This window comes from uncultured Granulicatella sp. (assembly GCF_963528195.1).
GTDB lineage: Bacteria > Bacillota > Bacilli > Lactobacillales > Aerococcaceae > Granulicatella.
The window spans coordinates 29,084-48,971 of the sequence record NZ_CAURVN010000005.1 but is presented as its reverse complement, the minus strand read 5'-3'; the positions used below and the strand labels follow the sequence as shown (position 1 = coordinate 48,971).

Annotated in this window: 19 protein-coding genes; 16 read left to right on the top strand and 3 right to left on the bottom strand. The window is 31.8% G+C overall.

Annotated elements, in window-relative coordinates; genetic code table 11:
* The first annotated feature begins 126 nt into the window (after positions 1–126).
* From RWR88_RS02755 to cbpB, 13 genes are all read left to right on the top strand, one after another.
* Positions 127–1,848, top strand: a complete 1,722-nt coding sequence (locus tag RWR88_RS02755; protein ID WP_006702893.1) for a septation ring formation regulator EzrA — start codon at positions 127–129, stop codon at positions 1,846–1,848.
* Between the two features lie 117 nt (positions 1,849–1,965).
* Positions 1,966–2,325: a cell division protein ZapA gene (zapA, locus tag RWR88_RS02750; protein ID WP_314348584.1), complete on the top strand. Its 360-nt coding sequence runs from the start codon at positions 1,966–1,968 to the stop codon at positions 2,323–2,325.
* A gap of 7 nt (positions 2,326–2,332) precedes the next feature.
* Positions 2,333–2,869 (top strand): CvpA family protein, encoded by a 537-nt coding sequence (locus tag RWR88_RS02745; protein WP_314450562.1) that lies wholly within the window; start codon positions 2,333–2,335, stop codon positions 2,867–2,869.
* A gap of 100 nt (positions 2,870–2,969) precedes the next feature.
* A complete protein-coding gene (locus RWR88_RS02740; RefSeq protein ID WP_314450561.1) occupies positions 2,970–5,327 on the top strand; it encodes an endonuclease MutS2 in 2,358 nt (785 codons plus the stop codon).
* A 162-nt stretch (positions 5,328–5,489) separates the two neighbouring features.
* Positions 5,490–5,801, top strand: coding sequence for a thioredoxin (trxA, locus tag RWR88_RS02735; protein ID WP_314450560.1), 312 nt, complete (start codon positions 5,490–5,492; stop codon positions 5,799–5,801).
* 988 nt (positions 5,802–6,789) lie between these two features.
* Positions 6,790–7,158 carry a GntR family transcriptional regulator gene (locus tag RWR88_RS02730; protein WP_006702888.1) on the top strand — a complete coding sequence of 123 codons (369 nt, stop codon included), beginning with the start codon at positions 6,790–6,792 and terminating at the stop codon, positions 7,156–7,158.
* A gap of 13 nt (positions 7,159–7,171) precedes the next feature.
* Positions 7,172–8,026, top strand: a complete 855-nt coding sequence (locus RWR88_RS02725; RefSeq protein WP_314450559.1) for an ABC transporter ATP-binding protein — start codon at positions 7,172–7,174, stop codon at positions 8,024–8,026.
* A gap of 1 nt (position 8,027) precedes the next feature.
* A complete protein-coding gene (locus tag RWR88_RS02720; RefSeq protein WP_314450558.1) occupies positions 8,028–8,711 on the top strand; it encodes a hypothetical protein in 684 nt (227 codons plus the stop codon).
* A gap of 11 nt (positions 8,712–8,722) precedes the next feature.
* On the top strand, positions 8,723–9,436 hold the full coding sequence (locus tag RWR88_RS02715) for a hypothetical protein (protein ID WP_314450557.1): 714 nt from the start codon (positions 8,723–8,725) through the stop codon (positions 9,434–9,436).
* A gap of 125 nt (positions 9,437–9,561) precedes the next feature.
* Positions 9,562–10,299, top strand: a complete 738-nt coding sequence (locus RWR88_RS02710; RefSeq protein ID WP_314450556.1) for a hypothetical protein — start codon at positions 9,562–9,564, stop codon at positions 10,297–10,299.
* A gap of 134 nt (positions 10,300–10,433) precedes the next feature.
* A complete protein-coding gene (gene racE / locus RWR88_RS02705; RefSeq protein ID WP_314348592.1) occupies positions 10,434–11,867 on the top strand; it encodes a glutamate racemase in 1,434 nt (477 codons plus the stop codon).
* Between the two features lie 14 nt (positions 11,868–11,881).
* On the top strand, positions 11,882–12,430 hold the full coding sequence (locus RWR88_RS02700) for a metallophosphoesterase (protein ID WP_314450555.1): 549 nt from the start codon (positions 11,882–11,884) through the stop codon (positions 12,428–12,430).
* On the top strand, positions 12,423–12,887 hold the full coding sequence (gene cbpB, locus RWR88_RS02695) for a cyclic-di-AMP-binding protein CbpB (RefSeq protein ID WP_314348594.1): 465 nt from the start codon (positions 12,423–12,425) through the stop codon (positions 12,885–12,887). The genes RWR88_RS02700 and cbpB overlap by 8 nt, the downstream gene beginning before the upstream one ends.
* Positions 12,888–12,922: 35 nt before the next feature.
* Here cbpB and RWR88_RS02690 read toward each other — a convergent pair whose 3' ends face one another.
* The gene (locus RWR88_RS02690) at positions 12,923–13,789 is read right to left on the bottom strand and encodes a mechanosensitive ion channel family protein (RefSeq protein ID WP_314450554.1); all 867 of its coding nucleotides are present in this window, start codon (positions 13,787–13,789) and stop codon (positions 12,923–12,925) included.
* Between the two features lie 143 nt (positions 13,790–13,932).
* On the opposite strand from RWR88_RS02690, the gene RWR88_RS02685 reads away from it, so the two are divergent.
* Together RWR88_RS02685 and RWR88_RS02680 are read left to right on the top strand one after the other, a co-directional pair.
* On the top strand, positions 13,933–14,328 hold the full coding sequence (locus RWR88_RS02685) for a DUF948 domain-containing protein (RefSeq protein WP_314348596.1): 396 nt from the start codon (positions 13,933–13,935) through the stop codon (positions 14,326–14,328).
* Between the two features lie 18 nt (positions 14,329–14,346).
* Positions 14,347–14,739 carry a YtxH domain-containing protein gene (locus RWR88_RS02680; protein ID WP_314348597.1) on the top strand — a complete coding sequence of 131 codons (393 nt, stop codon included), beginning with the start codon at positions 14,347–14,349 and terminating at the stop codon, positions 14,737–14,739.
* Between the two features lie 133 nt (positions 14,740–14,872).
* On the opposite strand, the gene RWR88_RS02675 is transcribed toward RWR88_RS02680, so the two are convergent.
* Positions 14,873–15,985, bottom strand: a complete 1,113-nt coding sequence (locus RWR88_RS02675; RefSeq protein ID WP_314450553.1) for an aminopeptidase P family protein — start codon at positions 15,983–15,985, stop codon at positions 14,873–14,875.
* A gap of 186 nt (positions 15,986–16,171) precedes the next feature.
* Here RWR88_RS02675 and ccpA point away from each other — a divergent pair, with 186 nt between their 5' ends.
* Positions 16,172–17,173 carry a catabolite control protein A gene (gene ccpA, locus RWR88_RS02670; protein WP_314348599.1) on the top strand — a complete coding sequence of 334 codons (1,002 nt, stop codon included), beginning with the start codon at positions 16,172–16,174 and terminating at the stop codon, positions 17,171–17,173.
* A gap of 41 nt (positions 17,174–17,214) precedes the next feature.
* Here the strand turns inward: ccpA and RWR88_RS02665 are convergent, their stop codons facing one another.
* Positions 17,215–19,743: a transglycosylase domain-containing protein gene (locus tag RWR88_RS02665; RefSeq protein ID WP_314450552.1), complete on the bottom strand. Its 2,529-nt coding sequence runs from the start codon at positions 19,741–19,743 to the stop codon at positions 17,215–17,217.
* Between the last annotated feature and the right edge of the window lie 145 nt (positions 19,744–19,888).

Here is a 19,888-nt window from a genome sequence, read left to right as displayed (position 1 = left end):
TTCGCTATAAATGACGGATTTTGGTTCTTTTTTTCGAAAAAATTTTTGCTATAAAGTATACAAACGTGATATACTAGTCCTGTATGTAAATTAATATGTAGATAAATAAATTTTGGAGGAAGAGATATGGGATTTGTATATTTCTTACTTATAATCGTGGTAGCCGGTGCCATTGGTTATGGAGTAGCACATTACTTAAGTCAAAAACAAAGTAAAGTTATCGAAGAATTAGGAGTTAAAAAACAAAAATTAATGACTGTTCCAATTGCAGATATTTTATTTACTTTAAAAAATCTGAATTTGACAGGACAAACAAAACGTACGTATGAAACTTGGCAAGCAACTTGGCAAACCATTACTCGTTTCCGTTTTCCAGAGATTGAAGCAGCATTAGTAAGTGCTGAACAATATACACAACGTTTGAATTTTGTTAAAGGTTCTCAAATTTCAAATCAAGCTAGTCAATTAATTGAAGAAACGAAAGCAGAAGTCGATAAAATTTACACAGCATTACAAAAATTATTAGATAGCGAAAAGAAAAACCGTGAAGAATTAGAAGTATTACAAGAACGTTATGCAAGTATGCGTAAAGATTTATTAGCACATAGTTTCTCATTTGGTGAAGCACTAGAGTCATTAGAAAAACGTTTATCTTATTTAGAATTAGATTTTACAAAATTTAATACTCTAACAAATGAAGGTGACCACTTAGAAGCTAAAGAAGTATTAGGTCGAATCGAAGCTGAAATGCAAGATTTCGAACAAATCGTTGAAGAAGTTCCTAAATACTTAAAAGAAATCGAAGAAGAATATGAAGACCAAGTAGCTGACTTAAAAGAAGGCTATCAAAAAATGGTGGAAGAGCATTATCAATTCCCTAAAATTTCTATTCCGACTGAAATTCAAAAAATTGAAGAAATTATTGCTGTTGCAAGAGAACATATTAAGGCAACTGAATTAGAAGATGCTCGTCAACAATTAGATAAAGTTGCGCGTGAAATTGATCAATTATATGCAGTAATGGAAACTGAAATCGAAGCAAAAGCATTTGTACAAAGAAATCGTGCTCAAGTAGAGAGAAAATTAAATCAAGTATTACAAAGCAATCGTTATGTCAATATCGAAGTCGATCGTGTATCTCAAAACTTTGTATTATCGAATAATGAATTTAATCGTGTGCAAGATTTTGCAAAACAATTAGAAAAAGAACAAGAGGCAGTTGCTTACTACAGTAAAGCATTACAAAATCAACAAGTTCCTTATTCTATTGTGAAAGAACATTATGAAATTGTATTAAATACCTTAAAAGAAATTGATGAAAATCAATTATCATTAGTAAATACATTGACTGATTTAAGTCAACAAGAGAAGAGTATTCGTGATGGCTTAGATGTATTTGAATTAGATTTACGTAATATGAAACGTACGATTGAAAAATATCATTTACCAGGCTTACCAAAAGAATATTTAGAATTATTCTTTGCAACAAGTTCTCGTATCGAACAATTATCTCAATTAATGAATCGTGTAAAATTAGATATGACTGAAATTACAGGATTAAATCAAACGATTGAAGATGATGTTGAAAAATTAGATATTATGACAGAAGAAATTGTTGATCATGCTCAATTAACAGAGTTCATGATTCAACATGCGAACCGTTATCGTTTAGATCATCCAGAAATTGATACAGCTATTCAACAAGCTTTAGAACAATTTAATCATTTCTATCGTTATGAAGAATCATTAGCAATTATTGAAAAAGCGTTGAATCAAGTGGACCCTGGTTCTGCTCAACGTGTACGTGATAATTATCAATCAGAAAAAAATAACAGTTTATTCTTCTAAAGTAAAAAAGAAGCCGTGAGGCTTCTTTTTTGTTTTAAAAATCTCATTTTACGTGTTTTTTTTGCAAAAAAATGGTACACTTAAAACAATATGGTAACGAATGAAAGGATGAAAGTTGTGTCTCAAAAGAAACAGCGTTATCGTGCAAATATTGCTGGAAAGACTTATACCATTTTAGGTACAAAATCTCATCAGCATATGCATAGCGTCATTAAATTATTAAATGAACAGTGGAATGAACTTAGTGAAGTTGCGAAAGAATGTTCTAATGAAGAAAAGGCCATTTTATTAGCGATTAATGCAGTGAGTTTACAATTAGAAAAACAAGAAGAATTGATGATGTTAGAAGAAGAAAATCAACAGTTGAAGAAAAATGTTTCACATCATAGAGGTAATAAACGACAAAGTATTGCTCTAGAGCGTAAGGAACAATTTGAAAAACAATTTGCTGATCAAGAAGAATTATGGAGAAAGTAGGCAATTAATGGTAACAATAGGGATTTTAATATTTTTATTATTAGGAATTTATACAGGTGCTAGAAGAGGATTAGCTTTACAATTAATTCATTTTGTAGGATATATCATTTCTATTTTTATTGCTATTTTTTGCTATCGAGCATTTTCTAAAATGATTGAAATGTATGTACCTTTCCCATCTTATATTCCTGGAACACATTTAGCGATTTTTTCGGATGGACAAGCATTAGAAATGGATCAATCATTTTATTATTTATTCTCGTTTATTATCATTATGGTTGTGAATTGGGCAATTGTTCGTTTGATTACAACAGTGATTAAAGAAATGATAAAATTACCAATTATTAAACAATTTAATACATTAGGGGGAGCGATTTTAGGATTTGTTTTCCACTATGTAGCGATTTTCTTTGTATTATATTTAGTAGCGATGATTCCTACAGATTCAGTACAAAAGATTTTTGAAGGACATACTCTAGCGAATTGGATTGTGACACATACACCATTATTCTCAGGAATTGTTAAAATGTGGTTGTTTTCATAATCTATGATTAGAAATCTATTCAACAAAGAATAGTAGAATCTATAAGAGTGGAAAATAATTTTATTTTTCACTTTTTTTCTGTCTAAAAGGAGGAGAAAGCATGAATCAAAAAATTGAAGATATTTTAGAATTTCATAAAATAAGACATGCTGTAAAAGAATTTGCGAATACTCAAAAAGCAAAAACAATGATTCTTCAATTACCAATTGAAACGAATGCTAAAAAAATTTGCCATAAAATTGAAGAAACAAGAGATGCAGTGACGCTTTTACGATTAAAGCAAGGAATCCCCATTCCTAAATTAGAAGATATCAGTGTATCGATTAAACGATTAGAAGTAGAAGCAGGATTAAATGGAAGAGAATTAAGTGAAATTTTAAAAGTATTACAAACAACGAATCAAGTGGCTACTTTCTTTGAAAAAGTGAAGGAAGAAGATATTACATTAGATCGATTGCCACAATTAGTAGAAAAATTAGAATATTTACCTGAAATTTCCAAACAATTACAGTTATCTATCCGTGAAGATGGGTATGTATTAGATGATGCCTCCATAGCATTAAAAGGAATTCGTCAAGGAATTTCCAGAACTGAACAAGAAATTAAAGGACAATTGGATACGTATGTCACTGGGAAATATGCGAAGTATTTAACGGATTCTTTAATTACAATTCGTAATGATCGTTATGTTGTTCCTGTTAAAGCAGAATACAAATCAACCTTTGGTGGAATTGTGCATGACCAAAGTGCAACAGGGCAAACATTATTTATGGAACCACAAGCGATTGTAAACTTGAATAATAAATTACGAGATTATCAATTACAAGAAAAGAAAGAAGTCGAGCGCATTTTACTAGAATTATCAGAAAAATTAATGCCTCATACACCTTCTTTAACACAAAATCACTATGTATTATCTCGTTTAGATATCGCAAATGCAAAAGCGCTGTATGCCAAACAAATTAAAGCAAATGAACCGATTATTGATGAAGAGAACCATGTAGCGATTTGGCAAGCAAGACATCCGCTCATTTCGCCAAAATCAGTAGTCGCTAATGATATTATTTTAGGGCAAGAATATCAGTCCATTGTCATTACTGGACCAAATACGGGTGGTAAAACTATTCTTTTAAAAACGATTGGGATTATCCAATTAATGGCACAAATGGGATTATATATTCCAGCACTACCGGACAGTCGTGTAGGTGTCTTTACGCAAATTTTTGCAGATATTGGAGATGAACAATCGATTGAACAAAACTTAAGTACATTCTCATCTCATATGTCAAATATCGTTTCGATTTTACATAAAATTGATGAGAAAAGTTTAGTGTTAATGGATGAAATTGGTTCAGGAACTGACCCGCAAGAAGGAGCTTCATTAGCCATTGCGATTTTAGATTATATTGGGACAAAACAAAGTTATGTAATTGCAACGACCCACTATCCTGAATTGAAAGTCTATGGATATAATCGAGTAGGAACGATTAATGCCAGTATGGAGTTTGATAGTGACACGCTTCAACCAACGTATCGATTCTTACTAGGAGTTCCAGGAAGAAGTAATGCCTTTGATATTTCAGCAAGACTAGGACTTCCAAAAGTTGTAATTGAACAAGCACGACAATTTATTTCTGTTGAAAGCCAAGAATTGAATGAAATGATTTCTGATTTAGAAAGAAAACGTCGTATTGTAGACCAAGAAAAATCAGTGATTCAACAACAATTAAAAGAAAGTTCTCAATTACTAGAAGCATTGAAACTTGAAACAGAAAACTTCAAAGAAAATAAAGCTCGACTCATTGAACAAGCAAAAGAAAAAGCCAATGAATTAGTATCCCAAAGTCAAGAAGACGCAGAAAAAATCTTATCGGATATTCGTGCAATGCAATTGAAGAGTAAGGAAACAGTTGTCAAAGAACACGAATTAATTGAGAAGAAAACAGCTTTAACAGATTTAAAACATGAACAAGCATTGAAGAAAAATAAAGTACTGAAACGTGAAAAAGCTAAGAAATCATTGCGCCCAGGACAAAGTGTAGAAGTCACAAGTTTTGGACAAAGAGGAACATTAGTTGAAAAAATTTCCGAGCAAGAATGGGTTATTCAAATGGGCATTATTAAGATGAAATTACCTGTTGAAGATTTAATTAGTATTGAGGAAGAACCAAGTAAACCAACTCAAGTGATTGTGAAGAGTCATCGTTCGAGTCATGTTTCAACGGAATTGGATCTACGTGGGAAACGTTATGAAGAAGCCATCAAGGATTTAGAATTGTTCTTAGATGCAGCTTTATTAGCGGGATATCCTCGTGTGACGATTATTCACGGTCGTGGTACGGGTGCAATTCAACAAGGGGTTCATAAGACTTTGAAGAAACATCGTAGTGTGGCTTCTTATGAATTTGCTCCAATGAATATGGGAGGAAACGGTGCTACTGTAGTTTTATTTAAATAATTAGAAAGTTACTTTTCAGATGTAGCAAAAGATAAGAGCAGCCTTGCAAAATACGAGGATCGTTGTTTTTGCTATTGTAGAATTTTTCGTGAGCAGAATATTTTGTAAATAGAATGAGGCTTGATATACTATGTTTACAAGTGAGAAGAAAGGGTGATTTTAATGGTACAATCATTAAATGATAGCAATTTTATAGAAAAAACAAATGAAGGAGTTGTGTTAGTTGACTTTTGGGCACCTTGGTGTGGACCATGTCGTATGCAAGCTCCAGTTATTGATGCATTAGACGAAGAATTGGGAGATAAAGTGACTTTTGCAAAAGTAGACGTTGATGAAAATCCTAATACTGCTCGTCAATTTGGAGTAATGAGTATTCCAACTTTACTTGTTAAGAAAGATGGAGAAGTCGTAAATAAAGTAATCGGCTACCATTCTAAAGAACAATTAGAAGAATTATTAGAACAATATTTATAAGAAATAGACTTTTCTAAATGTAGCAAAGGACGGCAGCAGCCTCGCAAAAATGCGAGTCTCATGCCTAAAAATTGAGCCTAAAGTCTCAATTTTCCCTAGTACTAGTATCCAAAAGCGTGGATACTAGTACGTTTGCTACTGAGAAAAGTCTTTTCTTTTTGATGAAAAAATGAGTAGTGATAGGATGTTTTGGGTGTATAGAAAAATTTAAGAAGAAAAATTTTCTTTGTAGCATTAGTAAAAATCCAGTTCTTTATGGATTTTTATAGGGGAAATTCGAGACCAAGGCTCGAATTTTAGCCATGAGACTCGCTTTTGCGAGGCTGCTGGCGACCTTGCAGACAAAGGGAATTTTTTCTTCTTAAATTTTAGTAAGAGATGAAATAACTGTATCATTTGCCATGGTACTATTGGCATTGTTGTCATTGATTGTCAAAATCATAGAAATAATGACAAAAAAATAACACCGCTCACAACTTTGACGAGTTGAGTGGTGTTATTTAAATCATTCAATAAGCCACCGTCTTTTTAACGGTCTACAAGAGAGTCGAGTTCGCGCTCGGCTCTTTTTGTATCTTTAGTATAACACAAATTGTGCAATAAACAATTATTTTGAGTTTGTTGTATTCTTCGTTCAATATTTCCAATGCTATTTTCCATGATAGTAAATGGATCTCATCTAATAGTTTTTTTGCATAAAAAATTTAAGAAGAAAAAATTTTCTTTGTAGCATTAGTAAAAATCCAGTTCTTTATGGATTTTTACAGGGGAAATTCGAGACCAAGGCTCAAATTTTAGCCATGAGACTCGCTTTTGTGAGGCTGCTAGCGACCTTGCAGACAAAGGGAATTTTTTCTTCTTAAATTTCATTTGACTGATTGTAAAAAATATTCTCTGAACTGTTGACAAAAGGAGATAAAAGGATTATAGTTAGTTACACAAGTAGTTAACCGGTAAAGTGTTTGATTTTATAGAAAGGAAGAGAGGAATGAAATTTGATTTTCAAAGTGACTTGCCATTATTTCAACAAGTGGCTTATCAACTAGAATTAGAAATTTTTAGAGGAACTTACCAAGAAGGGGATCAAGTTCCTTCAACAACAGAGATATCCACGAGTTATCAAATTAATCCAGCAACAGTATTAAAGGGGATGAATTTATTGGTTGCACAAGATATTTTAGAAAAACGTAGAGGATTAGGAACTTATGTTAGCGTAGGTGCAATGCATATTATCCAAACAAAACGACAAAAAGAATTTTTGGAATCGACTATTCCAACCATCGTTCAAGAAGCACAAACATTAGGCATTAGTAGTCAGGAACTTTTATCAATGATTGAAAAAGAAATGACTCGATAAGGGAGTGAAAGATATGACATTAGAAGTTAGAAATGTATCAAAAAAATATAAAAAAAATCTTGCAGTAAAAGATGTGAGCTTTACATTACAACCAGAAAGCATTTATGGATTACTAGGAAGAAATGGTGCTGGAAAAAGTACGGTTTTAAATATGATTGCTCATCGAATTGAGAAAAATTCAGGAGAAATCTTATTAGAGAATCAGCCCTTATGGACAACTCCAGAAGCAATGAGTGACATTTACTTATCAAGTCCTGAAAATTGGTTCCCAATTGATTGGAAAGTGAAAAAAATTGTTAAAGTTTTCCAACAAATTTATCCAGAATTTGATACCGAGTTTGCCGAAGAATGCATGAAAGCATTCGGAGTTGATGAGAAAAAGAAATTAGTTGAATTATCTACAGGATATAAGAGTATTGTAAAGTTAACATTAGCACTAAGTGTACCCGTATCCTATGTATTTTTAGATGAACCAGTTTTAGGATTAGATGCAAACCACCGTCAATTATTTAATAAAAAATTATTAGAAGCGTATGCTCGTAGACCGAGAACTTTTGTCATTGCGACACATTTAATTGAAGAAATCTCTTACTTATTAGAAGAAGTGATTGTAATTCGTGATGGGGTCACTTTCCAACAATCAAGTGTGGAAGAAATTTTACAACATGCTTATTTAGTAACCGGATCAAAAGCAGTGGTAAGTGAGCTCATCTCAAATCAAACTGTTATTCATCAAGAGGAAGTTGGAAATCAATTACAAGCAGTGATTATTTCACAACAAGTTCCTCAAGAAACAGCCGATTTTTCCGTTCGTCGCTTAACGTTACAAGAGTACTTTATTCAGCTAACACGCAAGGAAGGTGAATAAGATGACTCGATTTTATCAATTGTTAAAAATTCAAATTTTAGATTATTTACGTATTTTATTAATTGGTTTAGGTTCTTATTTGGGTGTCATTAATGTTCTAAATTTTATCGATCGGTCAGAGGGATTTTCATTTACAATTAATTTACCTGCTATAAGTTTTTTAGCAATTACTTTATTAGGAATAGCTTTTTCAGTTGCTGATTTTAGAATAATGAATCAATTGAGTTTTACAAGAAGAGAACAATATCAATTTCCGATTTATATGGGAGTTATTATGACAACATTATTAACACTCAAAAATATTTTCTTTTATGTATTGGCTGGTAAAGCAGCTTCAGTGGGAATTCATTTAATTCAATGGACTGATCTAGAAAATGACTTTGTTTTAGGAACTATTTCTTTATGGGGATGGTTACTAGTGATGTTTTTATTCTCATCAATTATAGGGTTTATTTTAAATAAGTTTAACAATCAAAAAATTGTGTTAATCGTTACTGCAACAAGTTTAGGGGGAATATTTGTACTTTTAGGAATATTTGCTCGTTCAGAAGTGGTAAATAATTTCCTAGATAGAATGATTCAATATAATATTCCACTTAGTTATATAATGATTGCCATTTGTGTTTTACTATTATACGTTGTGATTCGTCATCATGAAAGTAAAGAAGTCGGCGTAGGAATGTAGAGGTGCTCGTCATGTCAAATTTACAAAAAAGGCTATTAAAGTTATTCTTTATTGAACGTTTAAAAGTGATGGGATTTTCATTTTTATTCTTTAGCGGTATAGTTGTTATTTTTTCACTGATTCCTCGTATGGAAACTTTTGTGTTTGAGTTTGAGTTTGAGGGAAGTACATTAATAACGTTTGCGATGATATTCAGTATATTTTTAAAATGTATCCCTCAATTTCAATTGAGTACGATGGCAGGGTTAACTAGAACGAAAATTATTATGAATGAATTGTTGTTGAATAGTATCAATGTACTAATCGCTGTAATCATCTTTTTGATGGCTTCAGCTTTACACATGGATTGGACAATCGGGTCGGTTCATATTTATTTTAGTGTAGAAATGATTCAGTTTGGTTTAAATTCTATAACAGGAATGATCGCTATTTTTCTTAGCTTGTTTGCAAGTTTTATGGGAGTGACAACTTTCTTCTTTGTAATGAACAAGTTTACATCGAAAAAAGCATTTGTGTTTGTGATATTTTTAATGTATCCAATCGTTGGAGTTCTTGTCATGATTGTGACATCGATTCCGAATTTATTAACTTTCTTATTAGCGATTTTAAATTTCTATATTCAAAATCTATTGATTGGAAATATCATTCTTTGTGGATTGATGACAATTTTCTTCCTACTTGCAATTTATAAACATGAAAGTAAAAGTACAGTCTCAGATGTTTAACGATAAAACATGTTAGTAGTATTTGCTAACATGTTTTTCCTACATAATCAAATAATCCATGGTATAATGAACCAAGAGAATTTAAGGAAGAATGAACGATGTTTTAAAAGCAAGAGGAGAGAATAATGTCAAATTTACAAAAAAGATTGTTGAAGATGTTTTTATTAGAACGGTTAAAAATCATAGGAATTACTTTACTATTTTTTGCCCTTCTAAGTGCGGTACTTTCTCTATTTCCGATTTTTAATTTCTTAAGAAATTGGATTATTCCAGATTTCACGATTTTCTATTCGGATAGTTTTAGACCTACTATAGAGGGAAATATAATCCTTATGATTGGTATCATAGTGAGTATATTTTTAAAATGTATTTCTCAATTTCAATTGAGTACATTGGCAGGATTAACTCGAAAACAAATTATTGTGAATGAATTGTTGATCATTAGTGTATATGTATTGATTAGTGTTTTTGTTTTAAATTTTATAAAGATAGATTGGATTTGGGGACTTGTTCGTATATCGTTTAGTTCAACTTTGCCTCCTTTTAAAGATTTTCCTTTAATTGCAATGATATTAAAACTATTCGCAGATTATTTAGGATGGACCATTTTATTCTTTATTGTTAATAAGTTTACATCTAAAAAGATGATTATAATTTTATTCTTTTTAATTTATCCATTTGCGGGAACATTCTTTTTAATTTCAATATTGATACCGAATTTTTACGTAATCGTATTTACACTTTTATATGTATATTTTCAATTTCCAATTTTGGGAACTTCTATTGTTTGTGGGTTAATGCTCATCATTTACTTCCTTGTCGTATATAAACATCAAAGTAAGATTACAGTTTCAGTTATTTAACGATAAAACATGTTAGTAGTTTTTGCTAACATGTTTTATTTATTATGAGAAATTTAAGAAAAATAGGGTTTTCCTACAAATTTGAACAATCCATGGTATAATGAATCAAGAGAAAAGAAGAAAGAGTGAACAACATGTCGAAAGCAATAGGATTCATTGATTCGGGTGTAGGAGGATTGACTGTTTTAAAAGAAGCTTTAAAGCAATTGCCTCATGAATCAATGATTTTTTTAGGAGATTCTGCAAGATGCCCGTATGGAAATCGAACAGTTGAAGAAATCAGAAAATTTACCAAGGAAATGGTTCAATTTCTCCTTAAAAAAGACGTAAAGATGATTGTTATTGCCTGTAATACAGCAACAGCAGTAGTCTTAGAAGAATTACAAGATACATTAGACATTCCAGTAGTAGGCGTAATCCAACCAGGAAGTTTAGCAGCCATTAAACAAACAAAAACACAAAAAATTGCAGTACTAGGTACTCATGCAACAATTCAAAGTGACGTTTATCGTAAAACATTACAAAAGAAAAATCATGAATTAAAGGTGACAAGTTTAGAATGTCCAAAATTTGTTCCTTTAGTGGAAAGTAACCAGACAGATTCTCCCATTGCCAAAAAAGTGGTTGCGCAAACATTACAACCTTTAATGGGGAAAGAATTTGATACTTTAATATTAGGTTGTACTCATTATCCTTTATTAAAACAAAGAATCCAAGCAGTTGTAGGACCTCAAGTTATATTAATAGATTCAGGGGCGGAAACTGTGTCGACCGTTAGTACGTTATTAGATTTTAATCATTTAGCAGAAAATTATGAAACGAATCCTTCTCCAGCATTAGAAATCTATACAACTGGTTCACCCGTTCTATTTAAAGAAATTGCGGAAAATTGGTTAAATAGAAGTCCGTTAACGGTTGAGAAAGTTCGTTTAGAACCTTATATGGAGGAAAATATGTCTCAAAAAGAATTAGTTATCGCTACAAAAAATGCCGGTAAAGCAAAGGAGTTTGCAAGTATTTTTGAACCAAAAGGATATAATGTCAAAACATTATTAGATTTTCCAGAATTAGATGATGTAGATGAAACAGGTCATACATTTGAAGAAAATGCTCGTTTAAAAGCAGAAACAATTGCTGAAAGACTTCAAAAAATTGTATTAGCAGATGATTCAGGCTTATGTGTGGATGCATTAGAGGGACAACCAGGAGTTTATTCTGCACGATTTGCTGGAAATCAAAAAAGTGATGCTGCGAATAATGCAAAATTATTAGCTGAATTAGGGGAATTACCGTCTGATAAAAGAAGTGCACATTTCCATTGTTGTTTAGTAATGGCTGCACCAAATCATGAATCTTTAGTTGTTGAAGGCATTTGTGATGGAGAAATCGCAAAATTCCCTTCAGGAGATGGCGGATTTGGATATGATCCATTATTTTTCGTTCCAGAAATTCAAAAAACATTTGGGCAATTATCTCGTGAAGAAAAAAATAAAATAAGTCACCGTGCAAAAGCTGTGAACTTATTAGTGGAACAATGGGAAGAATGGCTAGAATCAGTGAATCATTAGTAAGAGGTGAACGTATGAAAATTATTATCATGAGTGATAATCATGGACAAAAAATCGCATTACAAAAAGTAATTGAACACTATCAAACAGAATCAGATGTTCGTTTTATTCATTGTGGTGATTCAGAGTTTCCATATGAAGATGAAGTTTTTCAAGACTGTCTTCGAGTAACAGGAAATTGTGATTATGATACAAATTATCCAGAAGTAGAAGTGTTTGAAGAAGGTGGCATTCGATTTTTAGTAACGCATGGTCATATGCAATCAGTGAATAGTGGTGTGTATCGTTTAGCCAAATTTGCTAAAGAACAAGGAGCTCAAGTAGCTTTTTACGGTCATACGCATAAACTATACGAGGAAACTTATGACGGAGTATTATGTATGAATTCAGGAAGTGTTTCTTATCCAAGAGGACATTTTGCCATGACTCCGACTTATGCTGTATTGACAATTCATTCAGAATCAGAAATTGAATTACAATATTTTGATATGAAACATCACCCATTAGAGGGACTTCATTATAAGTATCATTTAGATGCAGAAAGAGGATTTATTCATGATTAATCGAGTAGTACAAGAATTATTACTAGAAGAAAAGGATAAATTATTTATTGCAGCAGAAAAAGTAGCGATTTTGGAAGAAGATCATACATTAGATCATGCCATGTTAGTCTTAACTCATGTACGTTATTCACTGATTCCAGTTGTTAATCGTCAAAATAAATTAACAGGATTAATTTCATTAGCGATGATTTTAAATCAAGTGGCGACATTAGAAGAGGTTGATTTAAGTCAATTACATGATTTTCAAGTAAAAGAAGCCATGGAAACAAACTTTCCAACGATTACATTGGAAACAGATATTGAAGATGTATTGAATGAATTAGTCGACCATAATTTCTTATGTATTACGAATGATGAAAAGGAATTTGTAGGAATTGTGACTAGAAAAGAAGTATTAAAACGAGTGAATTATATGGTTCATGAATTGAATAAAAAATATGAATTAGTGGAAAAATAATAAAAATGTTACTCCTTTTTACGGGAGTAACATTTTTATTTATTAGCAATATTTAGTGCGGTATTACTTGTTGGAAGTGAAATGCCTGCTTCAATTAAAGCTTCTTGATACAATTTTAAGAATTGATTATAAATCATATTTTGTTTTCCATTTTTTGTGAAAATACTAATTCTGAAAACAAATTGTCCATTTGGAAGAGTTTGTGGACCGATAATAGTGGGGCCTTTTACAATTTCTGTGTATTGTCCAGCATTTTTAGTGTTGACTTGTTCGACTGTATCATAAACAATCGTTAAATCTACGTCATTATAAAGCGGGATTTCAATTAAAGCTCTCATATCTCCTCTAGATTGATTACTAACAACAGAAATACTACGGTTTGGAATGAAATGAAGAGTGCCATCAAAACCACGTACTTGAGTGGTTCTTACGCCAACACTTGCGACAGTTCCTGTAACCGAACCAATAATAACAGTATCTCCAACATCATATTGACGTTCTAGTAAAATAAAGAAACCATTTACGACATCGCTTAGAAATCCTTGAGCACCTAAACCAATGGCAACACCAGCAATCCCAGCTCCTGCTAATAGACTTGTAATTGGAATTCCTAAAATGACTAAAATCCAATAAATTAATACGAAGTATAGTAAATAGTCTAAACAGTTTTCTAATAATCTCATTAAGGTATGCTTTCTAGCAATACTTTGTGAGGATAATTTAATAGATGAAAGTACAGTCTTTTGAAAAATTTTATGTAAAACTTTTTTCCCAACGATAAATAAAATACTTAGAATTGCCAACGAAATTAATTTCGATAAAATCTCAGATAAAATTATTTGCCAGGGGATTGAAAGCCAATATTGTTCAAAAAAACTATGTACTGTCGAACGAATATCCATAGAGTAACCTCCTTTTATGCTACTTGATATAGTTTATCATAATTAAAATAATTTAGAAAATACTATATCACTTTTAGTAGCGTTTTATTCGTGATAATGGTATTATGATTAATAATATCGGAAATTGAGGAGGGATGTTCAAAATGTCTGGAATAGAAGTTGCAGCTTTAATTGCAGCATGTTCATTTTTAGGTTTAGTAGTATTTCTAGTCTTAAAACTTAATCCAGTTTTAAATAAATTAGATAAAACAATAGACCATGTGAACAACTCTATTGAAATTATTACAAGGGATGTCGATAATTTATCTATCGAAGTAGAGGGATTATTGAATAAAACAAATGCTTTAGTAGATGATATTAATGGAAAAGTAAAAAGAACGGATCCATTATTTACAGCTATTGGAGATTTAGGATTAACAGTTTCTGATGTAAATCATTCAACTCGTTCCCTTGCGACTAGAGTATCGAGCATTAAACCAGCTCGTACTTTAGGGGTTTTATCTGTTGGAAAAGCGATTTTATCAAGAAAGAAAAAATAATGAACGGAGTGAAGAAAAATGGGTAAAAAAACAGGCGGATTTCTTTTAGGAGCATTTATTGGAAGTGTGGCAGCAGCAACTACTGCATTATTATTTGCACCAAAATCAGGTAAAGAATTACGTGAAGATTTAGCAGTAAAAGCAGATGAATTGAAAGAGCAATTATCTGAGTATGTAGATATTTCAATTGAAAAAGGTGTTGAATTATCAGAAGTAGCTTTAAATGCTACAGAAGATATTCGTGTGAATTTAAAAGATTCAGCTTCTCAATTTAAAGATACTGTTAAAAAATCTGCAACTAACTTAAAAGAAGAAGTTTCTCAAACTGTAAGTAAAGTTCAAGATACTTTCTTAGCTAAAAAAGAAGAAGCAGAAGAAGTTGTTGCGGAGTTAAAAGAAGACGTAAAATAGTAATTTAGACTTACCTGAAGTAGCTAAGGACGCAAGCGGCCTCGTGAAAACGAGTCTCATTGCTCAAGCTACGGTTTTTAAGACAATAAATAATAAACCGAGGAAATTTATATTTCCTCGGTTTTCTTTTATCCTAATTTTTTGTAACTTCTTGTGGGAAGTGGGTAAATAACTCACAACTATCTTTTGTGACAACTAAACAGTCCTCTACACGAACCCCATAGTCATTTGCGATATATACACCTGGTTCGACAGAAAAGCACATGCCTTCTTCTAGAATCATATCATTACCTTCCATAATGGATGGGAATTCATGGCAACTTTGACCAATTCCATGACCTAAACGATGGATAAAGTATTTACCATATCCTTTTTCTGTAATATAATCTCGTGCAATCGCATCAATCTGGCTTGCTTTCATTCCTGGTTTAACAGCTTGAATGGCTAAATCATGAGCAGTTTTTACGATAGTAAAAATTTCTTGATGACGAACATCTTTAGCATTTTCTTCACCAAAGAAAATGGTACGAGTCATATCGCTAGCATAACCATTATGCATAGTTCCTAAGTCAAAAAGTACCCACTCATTCTTTCTTAATTTTCTATCTCCTGGAACCCCATGAGGATCAGCAGCATGGTCTCCAAATAATACCATTGTATCGAAACTCATTGAAGTAATTCCTAATTTTTTCATTTCATATTCAATTTTAGCAACAACTTCTAATTCTGTAATGCCTTCTTTTAAACTTTGAATCCCAATTTCTACAGCTTTATCTGCATAGGTTCCTGAATCTTTTAATTTTTGAATCGCATCGGCATCTTTTCTTAAACGTAAATCATTAATGATAGTTGTTAAGTCATCAGCCCATTGAATTTCTGAGTTTTCTTTTTTTAAATTTTCAGCAGTATGTAAAGTAATAAAGTTTTTCTCTACCGCCCATTTAGTAGGTAAATCAAATTGTTTTTGTATAGCAGAAGTTAAAATTTCCCATGGGTTTTCATGGTCCTGATAACTTATAACAGTATAAGTTGGTTCAGCAGCTTGTGCCATGTTTTTTTCAAGAGCAGGTACAAAGAGTAGAGGAGAATGATTGACAGATACAACCATCGCTAAAACTCGTTCATGTGGATCTGTTGTATAGTGGGTTAATAAACTAACCGTTGTAGGATCTTGAATGAATGCAATATCACAATCAAGCTGTTTTAAAGCAGTAATAAAATTAGTATAAGTTTGTTTGTTACTCATAATAAATCCCCCGTATTTTTTTATTGTAAGCATATTTTATCACAAATAGTAAAGGAAATGTAAAGAGTTTCAAAAAATATGAAAATAGTTATATGAAACGCTTGCAAAACTTCGTGAAAAATGATAACCTTTACCTAGAATGGTGTTCGATTACATAGTTTTTTTAATAATTAGAGGAGAATTAATATGGAAAAACAAACAATTACAATTTATGATGTTGCTCGTGAAGCAAATGTTTCCATGGCAACTGTATCCAGAGTGGTGAATGGAAACCCAAATGTTAAACCAGCAACTAGAAAAAAGGTTTTAGATGTTATTGATGAATTGGATTATCGTCCAAATGCAGTAGCACGAGGTCTTGCAAGTAAAAAAACAACAACAGTGGGAGTTATTATTCCAGATGTAACAAATTTATATTTTGCTAGTCTGGCTAGAGGAATTGATGATATTGCTACAATGTATAAATATAATATTATTTTAGCAAATTCAGATCAAAATAATCATAAAGAAATTCAAGTATTAAATACCTTATTATCTAAGCAAGTGGATGGTATTTTATACATGGGAAATAATTTAACTCCAGAGCTACGTTCAGAAATTATTCGTTCTAAAACACCAATTGTTTTAGCCGGAACAATTGATCCAGAACATGTAGTTGCTTCTGTAAATATTGATTATAAAGTAGCTGCTCAAGAAGCAGTTCAAAAATTAATTGAAAATGGCCATAAAAATATCGCATTCGTAACAGCTTCATTGAAAAATACATTTGCTTCTGATTTACGTTTAGATGGATATAAAGAAGCTTTATCAGCAGCTAAAATTAAATATAATGAGAAATTTGTTTTTGAAATTCCATTAACGTATCAATCAGGTGAAGTTTTATCAGAAAAATTATTAAATGCTGGAATTACTGCAGCAGTGGTAACAGATGATGAAGCGGCAGTTGGTTTGTTAAATGGATTGTATGATCGTGGAGTAAATGTACCAAAAGAGTTTGAAGTAATTTCAAGTAATAATTCAAAATTAACTAAAATGGCTCGCCCAACATTAACAACAATTGCGCCACCTTTATATGATATTGGAGCAGTGGCGATGAGATTGTTAACGAAAATTATGAATAAGGAAGAAGTAGCGGATACTGAAATTACTTTACCTTATAAGATTGAATATCGCCAAACAACTAAATAACTATAAAAACGACTTCGAGGGGAAACCTCGAAGTCGTTTTATTAATTTCTAGATTTTGTTGTCTGTGTTGAAGAAGTCGGTTTTGGTTTTTCTGAAGATGATTTTTTCTTATCTTTATCTTCGCTAGCTTCTTTTTCTTTCTCAGCTTTTTTCTTTTCTTCTTCTTTTTCTTTCTCACTTTGACCATTCCAGTATTTTTCTAATTCTGCATTAGTTGCTCCTACAGCAAAATGATAAGTTGGAGCAATTGGCCCGAAGTCTTTTTTGAATAAATCCGTTGTCGTACTGCCACCAATGGAATAGGTTTGACCATTATAAGTAGCTGTTCCGGGTTTTGTCCCTGTTGTAGATACTACAGAATCTTGATAGACAGATGAAGGTTGGACAAATTTTGCACTTTGATTAAATAAACTTGGTTTTGCACTATAGACTGCATTCATTAAGCTTGTCCAATTTCGTAAACTTCTCATAGTTGGATGTCCATAGCCATCAGATTCTGTAATGGAGTAACGAGCACTGTAGAAATTATCATATCCAATCCATGAACCTAGAGTTACTTCAGGAGTATATCCCACAAACCAGTTATCTATTTCAAATTCTGAGGTACCAGTTTTACCTGCAATATCTGCAGTAAATTTCAGGTTACCTTTAATATTATAGAAATCTGTTGTTGCAGCTACTTGACGTAAAATATCCGTTGTTAAATATGCAGTAGCAGGGGAAAAGACTTCAGTAGAGACATCTTCGTGTTGATAAACAACTTTCCCTCGAATATCTTCAATTTTTTCAATTAAATAGGCTTCGTGATGAACACCACCATTTGCTAAAGTAGAAAAGGCGCTTGTTTGTTCCATTACAGTTGGTCCTGTTTTAGTACCGCCAATGGATAAAGCAATATTTTGATACTCTTCTTCACCAATTCCTTGAATTCCCATCTTCTTTAAATATTCTCCAGCATTAATGCCTTTAGACAGCATTGTTTGGAAAATTTTGATAGTTGGGTTATTTAATGAATTTTTTAATGAATGACGAGCTGTTAAGAAATTGTTTGAAATTCGATTCCCATAATTGGTCGGTTCCCAATAAGTTCCGTTTTGTTGTAAAATACTAATTTTTGTATCTGGAATAATGCTTGCTGGATAAATAATATTGTTTTCCATTGCTGGAGCATAAACTAATAATGGTTTAATCGTTGAACCAGGAGAACGATGGGTTGAAAAAGCATGGTCTACTTGGTTTACTTGGAAATCACGTCCAGCAACGAAACCTAATATACGTCCAGTATTGTTTTCAATTAATACAGCACCATTTTGTGCCATATCCGTTTGTCTTTTTGCTTCACCAGTGTTTTGATCGATATATGGTGTTTGGTAAGTTGGACCAATTTTACTTCCGTTAATAGCTGTGGATTCTTGCATTGCTTCATAAATACTTTGGTCAACAGTAGAAGTAATTTTGTATCCACCTGTTGCTAATTCAGCATTAGCACGATCGTAATATCGATTAAATAATTCTGTATCTTTCTTTAATTGGTCATATGTTAATCGGTCTTTTTCAGCCATTTTTTTCATTAAAATTTTTGTAGCTTCACGATTAACGGCTTGATATAAATAAGATTGACGTTGAGTTGAGATTTCTTCAGGAGCTAAAAAGTCTTGAGTAATATCATAAGCAAGAGCTTCATCATATTGTTGTTTTGTAATTTTCTTCTCACGATACATACTAAATAGAACAGTTTTCATACGAGTTAATCCCGCAGAAACATCTTCTTTTAGTGTTGCGTAGTTTGTATAAGGAGTATACGTAATCGGATTTTGAGGCATTCCAACTAAATATGCAGCTTGAGGTAGAGTTAAATCTTTAGCAGATACTCCAAATACTCCTTGAGCAGCCTCTTCAATACCTGAAATATTTAGTCCATTATGATTTCGTCCAAATGGAGAAACATTTAAATAAGCTTCTAAAATTTGATCTTTAGAAAAATGTTTTTCTAAACGAAGTGCATATAAAATTTCATTTGCTTTACGCTTAAAAGTAACTTCACTTGTTAAGATTTGTTGTTTAATTAATTGTTGCGTTAAGGTAGAGCCACCAGAAACTCCTGAACTAGACGATACAGCTTCTTGGAGTAGTGCACGAACGAGTGCTTTTGGAACAATTCCATTATGCTGATAGAAATAACTATCTTCTGTTGCAACAATTCCATCTTTAACATATGGAGAAATTTTATCCAGTGTTGTTACTAAACGAACTTCATCACTTGTAACATCAGAAATTTTTTCACCATCTTGATAATAGAAACTTGAAACTAAATTCAGATTCGTAATCGCATCTGCCATTTCTTCTTGTGTTAAAGGTTTTTCATTGGCAGTTAAACTTGCAAAATATCCTAAACCAATACCCGCACCAAAAATTCCTAATAAAATACATCCACATAAAAGGATAAATAATAGATTTTTGATAACGGAGAAACTCACATTAAAGATAAAACGTAAGTTTTTTTGCAAGGGTTGATTCCAAAAATTCAAGAATTCTTTTGAAACTTCTCGAAAGTTATTTGAATTTGGCATACTTTCAACTCTTTTCTTTTTAAGTATAATATCAGCCATATTATATCAAATAATTCAAGAAAACGCTAATTTCTTTATAAAATAAGGGTTTTAAGAGGGAAAAGTGGAAATTTGAATAAAAAAATTAGGGTGTAAAGAAAAAATA

Excerpts from the sequence above, each read along its gene's own strand:
- RWR88_RS02755 (WP_006702893.1), top strand. The coding sequence starts at position 127 with ATGGGATTTGTATATTTCTTACTTATAATCGTGGTAGCCGGTGCCATT.
- RWR88_RS02745 (WP_314450562.1), top strand. The coding sequence starts at position 2,333 with ATGGTAACAATAGGGATTTTAATATTTTTATTATTAGGAATTTATACA.
- RWR88_RS02740 (WP_314450561.1), top strand. The coding sequence starts at position 2,970 with ATGAATCAAAAAATTGAAGATATTTTAGAATTTCATAAAATAAGACAT.
- trxA (WP_314450560.1), top strand. The coding sequence starts at position 5,490 with ATGGTACAATCATTAAATGATAGCAATTTTATAGAAAAAACAAATGAA.
- RWR88_RS02730 (WP_006702888.1), top strand. The coding sequence starts at position 6,790 with ATGAAATTTGATTTTCAAAGTGACTTGCCATTATTTCAACAAGTGGCT.
- RWR88_RS02725 (WP_314450559.1), top strand. The coding sequence starts at position 7,172 with ATGACATTAGAAGTTAGAAATGTATCAAAAAAATATAAAAAAAATCTT.
- RWR88_RS02720 (WP_314450558.1), top strand. The coding sequence starts at position 8,028 with ATGACTCGATTTTATCAATTGTTAAAAATTCAAATTTTAGATTATTTA.
- RWR88_RS02715 (WP_314450557.1), top strand. The coding sequence starts at position 8,723 with ATGTCAAATTTACAAAAAAGGCTATTAAAGTTATTCTTTATTGAACGT.
- RWR88_RS02710 (WP_314450556.1), top strand. The coding sequence starts at position 9,562 with ATGTCAAATTTACAAAAAAGATTGTTGAAGATGTTTTTATTAGAACGG.
- racE (WP_314348592.1), top strand. The coding sequence starts at position 10,434 with ATGTCGAAAGCAATAGGATTCATTGATTCGGGTGTAGGAGGATTGACT.
- RWR88_RS02700 (WP_314450555.1), top strand. The coding sequence starts at position 11,882 with ATGAAAATTATTATCATGAGTGATAATCATGGACAAAAAATCGCATTA.
- cbpB (WP_314348594.1), top strand. The coding sequence starts at position 12,423 with ATGATTAATCGAGTAGTACAAGAATTATTACTAGAAGAAAAGGATAAA.
- RWR88_RS02690 (WP_314450554.1), bottom strand. The coding sequence starts at position 13,789 with ATGGATATTCGTTCGACAGTACATAGTTTTTTTGAACAATATTGGCTT.
- RWR88_RS02685 (WP_314348596.1), top strand. The coding sequence starts at position 13,933 with ATGTCTGGAATAGAAGTTGCAGCTTTAATTGCAGCATGTTCATTTTTA.
- RWR88_RS02680 (WP_314348597.1), top strand. The coding sequence starts at position 14,347 with ATGGGTAAAAAAACAGGCGGATTTCTTTTAGGAGCATTTATTGGAAGT.
- RWR88_RS02675 (WP_314450553.1), bottom strand. The coding sequence starts at position 15,985 with ATGAGTAACAAACAAACTTATACTAATTTTATTACTGCTTTAAAACAG.
- ccpA (WP_314348599.1), top strand. The coding sequence starts at position 16,172 with ATGGAAAAACAAACAATTACAATTTATGATGTTGCTCGTGAAGCAAAT.
- RWR88_RS02665 (WP_314450552.1), bottom strand. The coding sequence starts at position 19,743 with ATGCCAAATTCAAATAACTTTCGAGAAGTTTCAAAAGAATTCTTGAAT.